The 13592-nt window shown below is 66.6% G+C and carries 12 protein-coding genes; 7 read left to right on the top strand and 5 right to left on the bottom strand.

The features are described 5' to 3' along the window. Positions 1-64 precede the first annotated feature (64 nt). Positions 65-1516: a PE family protein gene (locus AC5Y7V_RS02740; protein WP_499878505.1), complete on the top strand. Its 1452-nt coding sequence runs from the start codon at positions 65-67 to the stop codon at positions 1514-1516. A 7-nt stretch (positions 1517-1523) separates the two neighbouring features. On the opposite strand, the gene AC5Y7V_RS02735 is transcribed toward AC5Y7V_RS02740, so the two are convergent. Further along, positions 1524-2147, bottom strand: coding sequence for a TetR/AcrR family transcriptional regulator (locus AC5Y7V_RS02735; protein WP_499878504.1), 624 nt, complete (start codon positions 2145-2147; stop codon positions 1524-1526). Positions 2148-2308: 161 nt separating this feature from the next. Between AC5Y7V_RS02735 and AC5Y7V_RS02730 the strand changes: the two genes are divergently transcribed. Next, positions 2309-2434: a hypothetical protein gene (locus AC5Y7V_RS02730; RefSeq protein WP_499878503.1), complete on the top strand. Its 126-nt coding sequence runs from the start codon at positions 2309-2311 to the stop codon at positions 2432-2434. 60 nt (positions 2435-2494) lie between these two features. Here the strand turns inward: AC5Y7V_RS02730 and AC5Y7V_RS02725 are convergent, their stop codons facing one another. Genes AC5Y7V_RS02725 through AC5Y7V_RS02710 form a run of 4 tightly spaced genes read right to left on the bottom strand, consistent with a single transcriptional unit; the run spans position 2495 to position 5848 of the window. Beyond that, positions 2495-3919, bottom strand: a complete 1425-nt coding sequence (locus AC5Y7V_RS02725) for an NAD(P)(+) transhydrogenase (Re/Si-specific) subunit beta (protein WP_499878502.1) — start codon at positions 3917-3919, stop codon at positions 2495-2497. Further along, positions 3916-4242 (bottom strand): NAD(P) transhydrogenase subunit alpha part 2, encoded by a 327-nt coding sequence (locus tag AC5Y7V_RS02720; protein ID WP_066933457.1) that lies wholly within the window; start codon positions 4240-4242, stop codon positions 3916-3918. Before AC5Y7V_RS02720 ends, AC5Y7V_RS02725 begins: the two co-directional genes overlap by 4 nt. After that, positions 4243-5331, bottom strand: a complete 1089-nt coding sequence (locus AC5Y7V_RS02715) for a Re/Si-specific NAD(P)(+) transhydrogenase subunit alpha (protein WP_499878501.1) — start codon at positions 5329-5331, stop codon at positions 4243-4245. Between the two features lie 55 nt (positions 5332-5386). Continuing rightward, positions 5387-5848: a nuclear transport factor 2 family protein gene (locus tag AC5Y7V_RS02710; RefSeq protein WP_499878500.1), complete on the bottom strand. Its 462-nt coding sequence runs from the start codon at positions 5846-5848 to the stop codon at positions 5387-5389. A gap of 109 nt (positions 5849-5957) precedes the next feature. On the opposite strand from AC5Y7V_RS02710, the gene AC5Y7V_RS02705 reads away from it, so the two are divergent. The 5 genes from AC5Y7V_RS02705 (at position 5958) to AC5Y7V_RS02685 (ending at position 13584) form a co-directional block, all read left to right on the top strand. Beyond that, positions 5958-7178: an acyl-CoA dehydrogenase family protein gene (locus tag AC5Y7V_RS02705; protein WP_499878904.1), complete on the top strand. Its 1221-nt coding sequence runs from the start codon at positions 5958-5960 to the stop codon at positions 7176-7178. Continuing rightward, a complete protein-coding gene (locus AC5Y7V_RS02700) occupies positions 7171-8001 on the top strand; it encodes a tyrosine-protein phosphatase (protein WP_499878499.1) in 831 nt (276 codons plus the stop codon). The genes AC5Y7V_RS02705 and AC5Y7V_RS02700 overlap by 8 nt, the downstream gene beginning before the upstream one ends. Positions 8002-8110: 109 nt before the next feature. Further along, positions 8111-9772 carry a PE family protein gene (locus tag AC5Y7V_RS02695; RefSeq protein ID WP_499878498.1) on the top strand — a complete coding sequence of 554 codons (1662 nt, stop codon included), beginning with the start codon at positions 8111-8113 and terminating at the stop codon, positions 9770-9772. Positions 9773-9929: 157 nt separating this feature from the next. Then, the gene (locus tag AC5Y7V_RS02690; RefSeq protein WP_499878497.1) at positions 9930-11624 is read left to right on the top strand and encodes a PE-PPE domain-containing protein; all 1695 of its coding nucleotides are present in this window, start codon (positions 9930-9932) and stop codon (positions 11622-11624) included. Between the two features lie 241 nt (positions 11625-11865). Continuing rightward, positions 11866-13584 (top strand): PE-PPE domain-containing protein, encoded by a 1719-nt coding sequence (locus AC5Y7V_RS02685; RefSeq protein ID WP_499878496.1) that lies wholly within the window; start codon positions 11866-11868, stop codon positions 13582-13584. The last annotated feature ends 8 nt before the right edge of the window (positions 13585-13592 follow it).

The raw sequence follows: 13592 nt of genomic DNA, 5'->3' as shown, positions 1-13592 counted from the left end.
ATACCCACGGTCGCGGATAACTCCCATTGGGCCGGGATGGCGTCCGTCGGGAAAGGACGGGGAGATGTCGGATCTAATTACTGCCCCTGAGACCCTGGCTTCGACGGCCGCCGATGTGCACAACATCGGTTCGGCCATCAACGCGGCCGGCACGAATGCCGCGGCACGGACAACCGGTTTGCTCGCTGCCGCCGAGGACGAGGTGTCGGCGGCGATCGCGAACCTATTCGGCGCCTATGGCCGGGAATATCAGGCGCTGCTCGGGCAGGCCGCGGGTTTTCACAGCCAATTCACCCAGGCCTTGGCGGCGGCGGCCGCCGCCTACGCGCAAGCCGAGACGACCAACGCGGCCGTGCTCTCCGGCGGCTCCACGGGTGCCACCCCGCTGTCGGTGGTGCAGCTGGCTTCCCCCGGAGACCCGCTGTTCGCGTTGATCATGGGCGGCACGAATAACCCACAACCCGACCCCAAATACGTGACCAGCGTCTTCAACGCGTACATCAAGCCGCTTTACCCGACAGCCATCCCGCAAGGGCTTTTCACGCCCGAGCAGTTCTGGCCGGTGACGCCGAACCTGGGCAGCATGACCTTCGGCCAGTCGGTCGCCAAGGGCGTCACGTTGCTGAACAACGCGATCAACTCGACCCTCAACGGTCAGCCGTTAAACAACGCCGTGGTTTTCGGCTACTCGCAGAGCGCGACGATCGCCACCAACGAGATAAACGCCCTCATGGCGGCGGGCTCGCCCTATCAGGGCCACTTGTCTTTCGTGCTGATCGGCGACCCCAACAACCCCGTCGGCGGCATCCTCGAGCGCTTCCCCGGCTTCTACATCCCATTCCTGGACGTGGCGTTCAACGGCGCGACTCCGCCGAATTCGCCGTACCCGACCTCGATTTACACCTACCAATACGACGGCATCGCCGACCTGCCCCAGTACCCGCTCAACCTCGTCTCCGACCTAAATGCGCTCATGGGCTATTTCTTCGTCCACAGCTCGTATCCGGACTTGACGGCCACCCAGGTGGGCACCGCCGTGCAGCTGCCCACGTCGCCCGACTACACCGGCAGCACGAAGTACTACATGTTCATGACGCAGAACCTGCCGCTGCTGGAGCCGATCCGCGCCATCCCCTACGCCGGCCCGCCGATCGCCGACATCTTCCAGCCGGATCTCCGGGTGCTCGTCGATTTGGGCTACGGCGACTACGGGCCGGGCGCCAACTACGCAAACATCCCGACCCCGGCCGGACTGTTCGACCTACCGAACCCGTTCACGGTCATCCCCGACCTCGCCCTGGGCGCCGTGCAGGGTCCCTATGGCGCGGCGGTCGAGATCGGCGTGGAGGCCGGACTGCTGTCGCCGTCGTACTTCCCGGACACCTACCCGTGGGTGCCGTCCATCAACCCGGGCCTGAACGTTTCGTTCGGCCAGTCCAGCACGACCCTGCTGTCCCTGCTGAGCGGGGCGACCGGCAACGTGCTGCACCTGATCCCGCCGCCTAACTTCGGCTGACGCGCCGCTACGGGCCGAGCGGAGAATGCTGCCGGATCGACTCGTCGCGAATCAAACCCCGCAGCAGCGCCGTGCTGAACTCGGCGGCGATCTCCTTGGCGCTGCGCCGCCCGCTCGGCCGCAGCCAGCGGTAGCTGCCCAGCGTCATCCCGATGTAGCCCAGCGCCACCACGTGCGAGTCGCATTGGTAGAACTCGCCGCTGGCGATCCCGCGGTCGATGAGCCCGTGCACGTGTTCGTAGACCTGGGCCTCCTTCTCGCGGACCTCGGCGACCTGCTCGGAGGTGAACCACTCGGTGATGTACGGCTGCTCCTGGAAGTACACGGCCGCCCGCTCCGGATTGGCCGCGATCCCCGTCAGCAGGCGCACCGTGTACTGGTAGAGCGCCTCGCGGGCCGTCCACGACGGATCGTCGTGCACGGCAGCCAGCGTGCCCTCGGCGGCCTGGCGGTAGATGTCGAAGAGAATCAGCGACTTGCTGGCGTAGTAGTGGTAGACGGTCGCCTTGTTCAGCCCGATCACGTCGGCGACGTCGTCCATCCGGGTGCCGTGGTAGCCGCGCGCGGCGAACAGCTTGGTGGCAACGGCCAGCAACTCCTCGCGGCGGGTAGGCCCGTTCTCGGATGGCATGCGTACTCTCTATCGTCACTGCCGGCGCCCCACGCACGGGCCCGGATAAGGCAAAGTACCAATCAACTGGTTGGACAGTTTAAGGGCACCGCCGCCTGTCGCAGCGGCGCCTCTGCGACTACGATGGTGTGTCGAACTGTCGCGAGTCGAGAGGTGGGGACATGGATCCGAGTCCGGACTATGACGCAAGCGATGAGATCGAGTTCTTCTTCAAGTACGTCCCGTGGGGTCTGCGCGGCGTCGTCGACGGCAACGGATACCCGCCTCAGGCCTACCCGCCCGTCTAGGAAACCTCTCGTGGTGACCCGCTGCGCCCAGCTCCGCTGCGCTTGCGATCACCACGGCGGCTACAGCGCTTTCAGTTCCTCGGCGACCTCCGTCACCGACTTCTTCGCGTCCCCGAACAGCATCGTGGTCCCGTCGGCGTAGAACAACGGGTTGTCGATGCCCGCGAACCCGGAGTTCATCGACCGCTTCAGCACGATCACCGACTTCGCCTTGTCCACGTTGAGGATCGGCATGCCGTAGATCGGGCTGGACTGCTCGTTGCGGGCCGCCGGGTTGGTGACGTCGTTGGCGCCGATGACGATCGCGACGTCGGTGCGCGCGAACTCGTCGTTGATGTCGTCCATGTCCTTCATCGCGTCGTAGTCCACCTCGGCCTCGGCCAGCAGCACGTTCATGTGCCCGGGCATGCGGCCGGCAACGGGATGGATCGCGTACTTCACCGCGACACCCTTGTCCTCGAGCAGCGAGGCCATGTCCTTGACGGCGTGCTGGGCCTGTGCGACGGCCAGGCCGTAGCCCGGCACCACTATCACCTGGTTGGCGTAGGCCATCTGGATGGCCGCGTCGGCGGCCGACGTCGCCTTGACGTGCTTGTCGCCGCCGCCGTCGGCGCTGGGCGCCACCCCGCCGCCGCCGAAACCGCCCGCGACGATCGCGGGAATCGAGCGGTTCATGGCCTTGGCCATCAGGTTGGTCAGGATCGAGCCGGAGGCGCCGACGATCATGCCGGCCACGATCATCGCGGTGTTGTTCAGCGCCAGACCGGCCGCGGCGGCCGACAGCCCCGTCATGGCGTTCAGCAGGGAGATGACCACCGGCATGTCGGCGCCGCCGATCGGCAACACCACCATCAGGCCGAGCACGCCGGCGGCGGCCAGCAGGCCGATCATCCACCACAGCGCCACTCCACCCGTGCCCGGATGCGCGCCCAGGCCGATGACCACCGCGGCGGCCACCGCGCCGGCCAGCAGCAGCAGGTTGATCGGTTGCTGCGCCCTCCCGAAGCCGATCGGCGATCCGGAGATGATCTCCTGCAGCTTGCCGAAGGCGATGATCGAACCCCAGAACGAGATCGACCCGATGATCGCGGCGAACAACGACGCGACCACGATGTGCACGGTCGGCGACTCGCCGTGCTGGAAGGCCGAAAAGCCCTTAGTTTCAATGAATTCCGACAGCGCGATGAGCGCGACGGTGCCACCGCCGACGCCGTTGAAGAACGCCACGAGCTGCGGCATGGCGGTCATCTTCGTGTAGCGGGCCGGCGGGACGCCGAGCACGACGCCCACGACCAGCCCGAGGATGATCAGCACCCACTGGTCGGTGTGCCGGATCTTGATGAGCGTGGCCGTCACGGCCAGGGCCATGCCCACCGCGGCGATCAGGTTGCCGCGCACGGCGGTCTTGGGCCCGGTCAGGCCCATCAGACCATAGATGAACAGCGAGAACGAGATGATGTAGAGGACGGTGACCAGGTAGTTCATTTGGCGACCTCGTCAACTTTGGCGGGCACCGGCTTCTTCTTGCCCTTGAACATGCCCAGCATCCGGTCGGTGACGATGAAGCCGCCGATGACGTTGAGCGTGCCGAACACCACCGCGACGAACAGGATGATCTGCACCGCGAGCGACGGGTGCTCGACCTCCCCGAACACCACCAGCGCGCCGAGCACCACGATCCCGTGGATGGCGTTGGTGCCCGACATCAGCGGCGTGTGCAGCGTGTTGGGCACCTTGGAGATCACCGCGAACCCGACGAACCCGGACAGCACCAGGATCGCCAGGTTGGCCAACAGCTCGTCGTACATCTAATCCTCCCCGCGGGTAACACACGAGTCCGCGATGACCTCGTCGTCGAAGTCCGGCGCCAGCTTCCCGTCCTTGATGAGCAGCTCCAGCAGCGCCGTGATGTTCTTGCTGTACAGCTCGCTCGCGTGCTCCGGCATGGTCGCGGGCAGGTTCAGCGGCGAGGCGATGGTGACGTCGTGCTTGACGACGATGCGGCCCGGCTCGGTCAGTTCGCAGTTGCCGCCGGTCTCACCGGCGAGGTCGATGATCACGCTGCCGGGTTTCATCGCCTCCACCGCCGCCGCGGTGACCAGCCGCGGCGCCGGGCGGCCCGGCACCAGCGCGGTGGTGATCACGACGTCGAATCCGGCGATCGCGTCTTCCAGCGCCTTCTGTTGCTGGGCGCGCTCTTCGTCGGTCAGCTCGCGGGCGTAGCCACCCTCACCCGCCGCGTCGATGCCGACGTCCAGCCACTGCGCCCCGACCGAACGGACCTGGTCGGCCACCTCCGGGCGGACGTCGTAGCCGGTGGTGCGGGCGCCCAACCGCTTGGCCGTCGCCAGCGCCTGCAGCCCGGCCACCCCGACGCCGAGCACCAGCACGGTGGCGGGCTTCACGGTTCCCGCCGCGGTGGTGAGCATCGGGAAGAACCGGGTCGATTCGGAGGCCGCCAGCAGGACGGCCTTGTACCCGGCCACGTTGGCCTGCGACGACAGGGCGTCCATCGCCTGGGCACGCGAGATGCGGGGGATCGCCTCCAGCGCGAACGCCTGCACCCCGGCCCGCTTCAGCGCGCCGATCGCGTTGTCGGCGTTGCGCGGCGCCAGAAAACCGATCAGCGTCTGGCCGCTGTGCAACCGGCCGACCTCGTCGGCGGTCGGCGGCGCGACCTTGACGACCACGTCGGCCGCCCAGGCGTCCCCGATGCTGGCCCCCACCTCGGTGTACAGCGCGTCGGGCAGCAGCGCGCCTTCGCCCGCACCGGCCTCGACCACCACCGCCAAACCGCTGTTGACCAGCGACGCGACCGCCTTCGGGACCAGCGCGACGCGTCGCTCGTCGGCCCCGGACTCGGCGACCACCCCCACCGTCGTCTGCGCATCTGTCATGGCGCGTACATCTACTTTCCTTATGTCTTTGGCTTGCCGCAGACACCCTAACCTGTCACCAGAGCGGGATATCTTGGCCGTGTTCCGATGCGGGGCGGGGTCCGAAGTAGCGGCGCTCCGACTCCTCGATCGGCACGTCGTTGATGCTGGCCTCGCGGCGGCCCATCAGTCCCGACTCGCTGAACTCCCACAGCTCGTTTCCGTAGCTGCGGTACCACTGGCCGGCGTCGTCGTGGCACTCGTACTGGAACCGCACCGCGATGCGGTTGTCGTGGAAGTCCCACAGGCTCTTGCGCAGCGAGTAGTCGAGTTCGCGCTGCCACTTGCGGGTCAAGAACGCGACTATCTGGTCGCGGCCCACGATGTGTTCGCCGCGATTGCGCCAGTGCGAGTCGGGCGTGTACGCGAGGCTGACGCGCTCGGGGTCGCGGGTGTTCCAGGCGTCCTCGGCGGCCTGGACCTTCTGCAGCGCCGTCTCGAGGGTGAACGGCGGGAACGGGGGGCGGGATTCGGTCATGGCGCCATGTCTACCGCGAGCAGACACAGAATCGCACGAATTCTCACTGCGGCGTGCGATTCTGCGTCTGCTCGCGCTGGAAGTTATCGTGACGGTCATGGACTTCGCGATGTCGGCCAAAGCCAGCGACTACCACAAGCGATTGTCCGACTTCATGATCGAGTACGTCTTCCCGGCCGAGGCCGAATACGACAAATACCGTCACGAGGCCGGCCCGAATGACCACACCGTTCCGCCGGTCATCGAGGAACTGAAAAACAAGGCCAAACAGCAGGGCCTGTGGAACCTGTTCCTGCCGGCCGAGTCGGGCCTGACCAACCTCGAATACGCCCCGCTGGCCGAGCTGACCGGCTGGAGCCTGGAGATCGCGCCCGAGGCGCTCAACTGCGCGGCGCCCGACACCGGCAACATGGAGACGCTGCACCTGTTCGCCACCGAGGAGCAGCGCAAGCAGTGGCTGGAGCCCTTGCTGGCCGGGGAGATCCGCAGCGCCTTTTCGATGACCGAGCCCGCCGTCGCCAGCAGCGACGCCCGCAACATCGAAACGTCCATCGAGCGTGACGGCGGCGACTACGTCATCAACGGCCGCAAGTGGTGGACGTCCGGGGCGGCCGACCCGCGCTGCAAGATCCTCATCGTGATGGGCCGCACCAACCCCGACGCGGCCAGCCACCAACAGCAGTCGATGGTGCTGGTGCCGATCGATACGCCGGGCGTGACGGTCGTCCGCTCGACGACGGTCTTCGGTTACCAGGACCAGCCCGGGCACTGCGAGATCATCTACGACAACGTCCGGGTGCCGGTCACCAACCTGCTCGGCGAGGAGGGCACCGGCTTCGCGATCGCCCAGGCGCGGCTGGGGCCGGGCCGCATCCACCACTGCATGCGCGCGCTCGGCGGCGCCGAACGCGCGCTGGCCCTGATGGCCGACCGCGCTCGCAACCGGGTGGCGTTCGGCCGTCCGCTGGCCGAGCAGGGCGTGGTGCGGGAGGCAATTGCCAAGTCCCGCAACGAGATCGACCAGGCCCGGCTGCTGTGCGAGAAGGCGGCGTGGACCATCGATCAGCACGGCAACAAAGCCGCCCATCTGCTGGTCTCGCAGATCAAGGCGGTCGCCCCGCAGGTGGCGTGCAACGTCATCGACCGCGCCATCCAGGTGCACGGCGCCGCCGGCGTCAGCGAGGACACCGTGCTGGCCCGGTCGTACGGCTGGCATCGCGCGATGCGCCTTTTCGACGGACCCGACGAGGTGCACATGCGGACCATCGCGCGCTACGAGCTCGGCGGGGAGCAATCCGCGCTCGCCGCGGCGGTAACCCGGCATGGCTGAAGCCGTGCGAGAACTGTCCGGCGCGTGGAACTTTCGTGATGTCGCCGACGGTGTCGACGCGCTGCGGCCCGGGCGGATGTTCCGGTCCGGCGAGCTGAGCCGCCTCGACGACGACGGCCGGGCGACGCTGCGCCGGCTGGGCATCACCGACGTGGCCGACCTGCGCGCGGCGCGCGAGGTGGCCCGGCGCGGCCCCGGGCTGGTGCCCGACGCCATCGAGATCCACCTGTTGCCGGTCCCCGACCTCTCCGACCAACCCGACGACGATGGCGAGGCCGCCGCGCCGCACGAGGAGGCGTTCCAGCGGCTGTTGCGGGGTGAATCCGACGGCTCCGAGGAATCGGTGAACGAGACCGCCGTCCGCTTCATGACCGACGAGTACCGCCAATTCCCGACGCGCAACGGGGCGCAGCGCGCGCTGCGCCGCGTTGTCACCCTGCTGGCCGCCGGGCGCCCGGTGCTCACACATTGTTTCGCGGGCAAGGACCGCACCGGCTTCGTCATCGCGACCGTGCTGGAGGCGGTCGGCGTCGACCGCGACGCCATCGTCGCCGACTTCTTGCGCAGCAACGACGCCGTGCCCGAGCTCCGGACGCATATCTACGAAATGATCCAGCAGCGGGGAGACACCGAACTAACGCCGGAGGTGGTGACCTTCACCGAAGCCCGGCTGTCCGACGGCGTCCTCGGTGTGCGTCCCGAATACCTGGCCGCCGCCCGCCAAACGATCGACGCCGAATTCGGTTCGCTCGGCGGCTATCTGAGCGACGCGGGCATCACCGAGGCCGACGTGGATCGGCTGCGCACCCAACTGCTCGGCTGAGCCGCGCGCCGTCGGCGCAATCGCCGGACAGGATCGGCAGATCGCCCTAGGCTGACGGGGTCCGCCTGCAGCGGTCGAGTCACGCCTTTGCCCGGAAAGGATGGGGCCCATGACGTATGTGATCGCCGAGCCGCAGATGATGGCGTCGGTCGCGGCGGAAATCGAGGGAATCGGTTCGGCATTCAGCGCCGCGACGGCAGCGGCGGCGGCCCCGACGTCGGGTCTGGCGGCGGCGGCCGGCGACGAGGTGTCGGCGGCCATCGCCGATGTGTTCGGCACGTTCGGCCAGGAATATCAGGCCGTCGTCGCGCGGTTGGAGGCCTACCACAGTCAGTTCCAGCAGACGCTGGCCTCGGCCGGGTTCGCCTATGCCGAGACCGAGGCCGCCATCGCCGGCACCCTGGGGCTGGGCGCGGCCGCGCCGGCGGCACCAGTGCCCGCCGCCACGATCCCCCCGTTCCCGGCAAACCTGGTGTCGATATTCATCGGCGGCACCGGGGTCCCCATCCCGTCGCCGTCGTTCGTCACCAAGGCCAACAACCTTTACGTCCGCTCGCTGACCACCCTGGAAGCGCTGTACACGCCGGAGCAGTTGTACCCGCTCACCGGTGTCAAAAGCCTGCCGCTGAATCAGTCGGTGGTCGAGGGCGTGACGATTCTCGACAACACGCTGTACAACACCATCCACAATCAGGGGCAATCGGTAACGGTTTTCGGCATTTCGCAGAGCGCCATCATCTCCTCGCTGGAGATGCAGAATCTCGCCAACGGAACATCCCTGTTCGGTGCGAACCCCCCGCCCGTCAACATGCTCAACTTCGTGCTGACCGGCAACGAGGTCAACCCCAACGGCGGCATGCTGTCGCGGTTCCCGAATCTCTCGCTGCCCGCCCTGGGTCTGGACTTCTATCCCGCGATGAACGCCAACACGCCCTACCACGTGGCCAACTACACGCTGGAGTACGACGGGTTCGCCGACTTCCCGCGGTATCCGATCAACATCGTTTCCGACCTGAACGCGGTCGCGGGAATCGTCTTCGTCCACACCACATATCTGGATCTGTCGACGACCCAGGTCAACAACGCGATCCAATTGCCGACGTCCCCGGGCTACGCCGGAAACACCACCTATTACATGATTCCCACGGCGGACCTGCCGCTGCTGAAGCCGCTGGATGCCATACCAGTCATCGGAAAGCCGCTGGTCGATCTGATCCAGCCGGACATGAAGGTATTGGTCAATCTGGGCTACGGTCCCGATCCCACCCTCGGCTACTCGACGACCCCCGCCGACCTGCCGACGCCGTTCGGCCTGTTCCCGGATGCCAACCCCGCCACCGTGTTCAACGCGCTGGCGACCGGCACCCAGCAGGGAATCCACGACTTCTCGGTCGACCTGCAGCAGATCGCGTCGCAGCCCCCCACGGTGCCGCAGTTCACCCTGCCGACGTCGCCGCCGGACCCGACGACGACGCTGGCCAATTTCCCGTCACCGCAACGGGTCTTCGACACCGTCAACAAGATCGTGTCGACCGATTACGCGGTCGCGCTTCCGACGGCCGACATCGGCTACTCCCTGGCCACCGAGCTGCCCTTCTACGACACCGAGCTCTTCCTGAGCCAGCTGGGGCAGGGCAACCTGGTCAATGCGATCGGCTATCCGATCGCGGCCGACGTCGGGCTGGGGACGGTAGCGGGCGGGGTCGAATTCCTGACCATCGTTTCGGCGCTCTCGAGCAACGTCAAGGACATCCAGAGCCTCATTCCCTAACGCGCCCCGTTGTTCTCGAAACGCTAATCCGGCTGCGCGAAATGCCAACAAGAAGACGTCGGCGCTCCTAAGCTAGCTGGGTGCCGGTTCCAGCGATGCGCCTGGTCATCGGGTTAGCCGCGTCGTCGGGACTCTCGTGTCCGGAAGGGAAGAGCCGATGACGAGCTTGATCACGCAGCCCCAGATCTTGACGACTGCCGCAGCGGATGCTTCTGCGATTGGTTCGGCGATCGAAGAGGCCAAGGCCGCCGCCGCGGGCCCCACCACGAGTCTGGCCGCGGCGGCCGAAGACGAAGTGTCGGCCATCACCGCGCAGTTCTTCGGCTCGTTCGGCCAGGAGTACCAGGCGCTGCTGCAGCAGGCGTCCGCGTTCCACGGGCAGTTCGTAGCGGCGCTGGCCGGAGCCGGAAACACTTACGCCCAGGCCGAAGCCCAGATCGCCGCGACGCTTGGCCTTAACGGCACGGGCGGCGTGCCATTCGCCGCGGTGACGCAGGCGGCGGACCCGGCCGTGGATGCCATTCTGGTCATGACCGGCAGCGGCACCGCTAATCCTCCACCGGGCTACGTCGCGGCGGTCAGCGCCACGTACCTGAAGAATTTCACCAGTGCTCTCACGATCCCCGTGACCACGGCCGAAGGGTTGTATCCCTTCACCGGTGTCAAAGACCTGACCCTGGACATCTCCCTGGCCCGCGGGGTCACGTCGCTGAACAACGCGATCACCGGTGTGCTCGGCGCCGCGCCCAGCGCAAAAGTCGTTTCCGTTCTGGGCTATTCGCAGAGCTCGATCATCGCCTCGATGGAAATGCCGAACCTGCTCGCCCAGGGCTACAACTCGTCGAACGCCTTCTTCACCTTGCTCGGCGATCCGGCTAATCCCAATGGCGGCCTGCTCGCGCGTTTCCCCGGCCTGAGCTTCCCCAGCCTGGGTGTCACCTTCGGAGTGTCGACGCCGAGCAATGACTTCCCAACCACCATTTGGTCGCTCGAATACGACGGCTTCGCTGATTTCCCGCGCTATCCGATCGATATTTTCTCGGACCTCAACGCCCTTGCCGGCATCGTCTTCATACACGGGACCTACCCACACCTGTCGCAGGCGACGCTCAATACCGCCGTGACGCTGGGTCAGTCCGGGAACCCGTCCATGACCACGTACAACATGATCCCCACGGAGAACCTGCCGCTGCTGACGCCGCTGCGGCTGCTCCCGGTCATCGGCAACCCGCTCGCGGACCTGATCCAGCCGGACCTGAAGCTCCTCGTCAACTGGGGCTACGGCGACCCGAACTTCGGCTGGTCGACCAGCCCGGCCGATATCCAGACCCCGTTCGGGTTCCTGCCGCCGCTCAGCGCCACGACGGAACTCGGGGCCCTCCTGCCCGGCGCCACCGCACAGGGAGTCAGCGCCTTCACCCACGACCTGTCGAGCCTGGCCAGTGCCCTTCCGGGAGCTGCGTCAACGGGCTTCGCCCAGCTGGCGTCGCCACCGTCCGCGTCGCTTCCGACCACCCCGACGGGCGTCATCCAGGCCATCGAGTCGGCGAACACTAACATCGTCGGCACGCTGACGGGCGATTTCTCGACCGCCTACGCGACGCTGCTCCCGACCGCGGACATCGCGACGGCTATCGCCGTGACCCTCCCGTCGTACGACGTCAACATCTTCCTCGACGGCATCACGCAAGCCATCAACGGCGATCCTGTCGGCGGTCTGATCAACGCGTTCGGCCGGCCGATCGCCGCCGACGTCGGATTGGTCACGCTCGCAGGCGGTTTCGAGCTCATTAACTTCGTGAACGCGGGCCAGACGATCTTCACCGGGGTACCGAACCCCGGCCCTCAGTGATCGAAGGCTGATAACGCCGCAGCAGAAGCTTTCTCAGGTCAAGTAGCACCAATTAGCTTGACCTCGAACAGAATAGACTCACATCGCCTATCCCTGGACTAGGTCCAGAAACGGCCCAAGACCTCGACATGCGCACGCGAGCGCTCCTAAGCTAGCTGCGTGCCGGTCCAGCGAAGTGGCCGGTCATCGGCTTGGCGACGTCGTCGGCACCAAATACGACTGCGCCTAGAAAGAGAAGCCGATGACGAGCTTGATCACGCATCCCCAGATCATGGCGACGGCAGCAGCGGACGCTTCCGCAATCGGTTCGGCGATCAACGAGGCCAAGGCGGCCGCCGCCGGGCCCACCACAAGCCTGGCGGCGGCGGCCGAAGACGAAGTGTCAACCATCGCGGCGCGGTTTTTCGGCGCATACGGGCAGGATTACCAGGCGCTGCTCCGCCAGGCGACCGCCTTCCACGATCAGTTCGTTGCCGCTTTGGGCGCCGCGGCCAACGCCTACGCGCAAGCCGAAGCCCAGCTCGCCGGCACGCTCGGCATCGCCGGCGGAGCCACGGTGCCGGCGCTCACTGCGGCAACCCAGGCGGCGGACCCCACGGTCGACGCCATTCTGATCATGTCGGGCAGCGGCTTCGCGATACCGCCGCCGGACTTCATGAACCAGGCCTACAACCTCTACTTGACGAACTTCCACACGTTACCCACGAATGTCCTCACGGCCGTGGTGACCGCGGAGGGTCTGTACCCGATCTTCGGCACCAAAGACCTGACGCTGGACATCTCACTCGCCCGCGGCGTCGGGGCGCTGGACATCGCGATCACCTCGGTGCTCGGCCCGGCCCCCAGCGCAAAGGTCGTCTCCGTTTTCGGGGTTTCGCAGAGCGCGATCATCGCCTCGATGGAAATGCCGAAACTCCTTGCGGAGGGCTACAACTCGTCGAACGCCTTCTTCACGCTCGTCGGTGACCCGGCCAACCCCAACGGAGGCCTGCTTTCGCGCTTCCCCGGTCTGAGCATTCCGAGCGTGGGGATCACGTTCGGCGCCTCGACGCCCAGCAACGATTTCCCGACCACCATCTGGACGCTCGAATACGACGGCTTCGCGGACTTCCCGCGCTACCCGATCGACTTCCTCGCCGACCTCAACGCGCTGTTGGGCATCTCTTACGTGCACGGGTCGTATCTGTTTCTGACGCCCTCACAGCTTGCCACCGCGCAGCTGTTGCCCGGTTCGCACGCTCTCGATCCCACGAACGGGCTGACCGACTACTACATGATTCCCACCGCCAACCTGCCGCTGCTGGAGCCGCTGCGGGCGTTCCCGATCATCGGCAACCCGCTCGCGGACCTCGTGCAACCGGACCTGAGGGCCCTCATCAACTGGGGCTACGGCGACCCGAACGTGGGTTGGTCGACGAGCCCGGCCAATGTGCCGACGCCGTTCGGATTCCTGCCGCCGCTCAGCGCCACCACGGCCCTGGGACCCCTCCTGCTGAGCGGCACCCAGCAGGGAATCGGCGCCTTCACCAATGACCTATCGGCCCTGGCGAATTCGCTTCCAGGGGCCGGATCATCGGGCCTTGCCACGATCGCGCTGCCCAGCTCGGCGTCGATGCCGACGAGCATCACCGGCGTCCTCCAGGGCATCGAGTCGGCGAACACCAACATCGTCGGCACCCTGACGACCGACGTCTCGACCGCCTACGGGACCCTGCTCCCGACGGCCGACATCGCGACGGCCCTGGCGGTCACCCTCCCGTCGTATGACGCCAACTTGTTCCTGAACGGCATCATCGAGGCGGTCAACGGCGACCCGGTTCAGGGACTGATGGACGCGTTCGGTGATCCGATCGCCGCCAGCGTCGGGTTGACCACGCTCGCGGGCGGTTTCGAATTCCTGACCATTCAGAAGGCACTGCTCACGATCTTGACCGGAGCGCCGAACCCCGCCCCCATCTGATCGACGTT

This window comes from Mycobacterium sp. NGS34 (assembly GCF_059812845.1).
The sequence above is the reverse complement of the archived record's forward strand: the minus strand, read 5'-3'. Positions and strand labels throughout refer to the sequence as shown.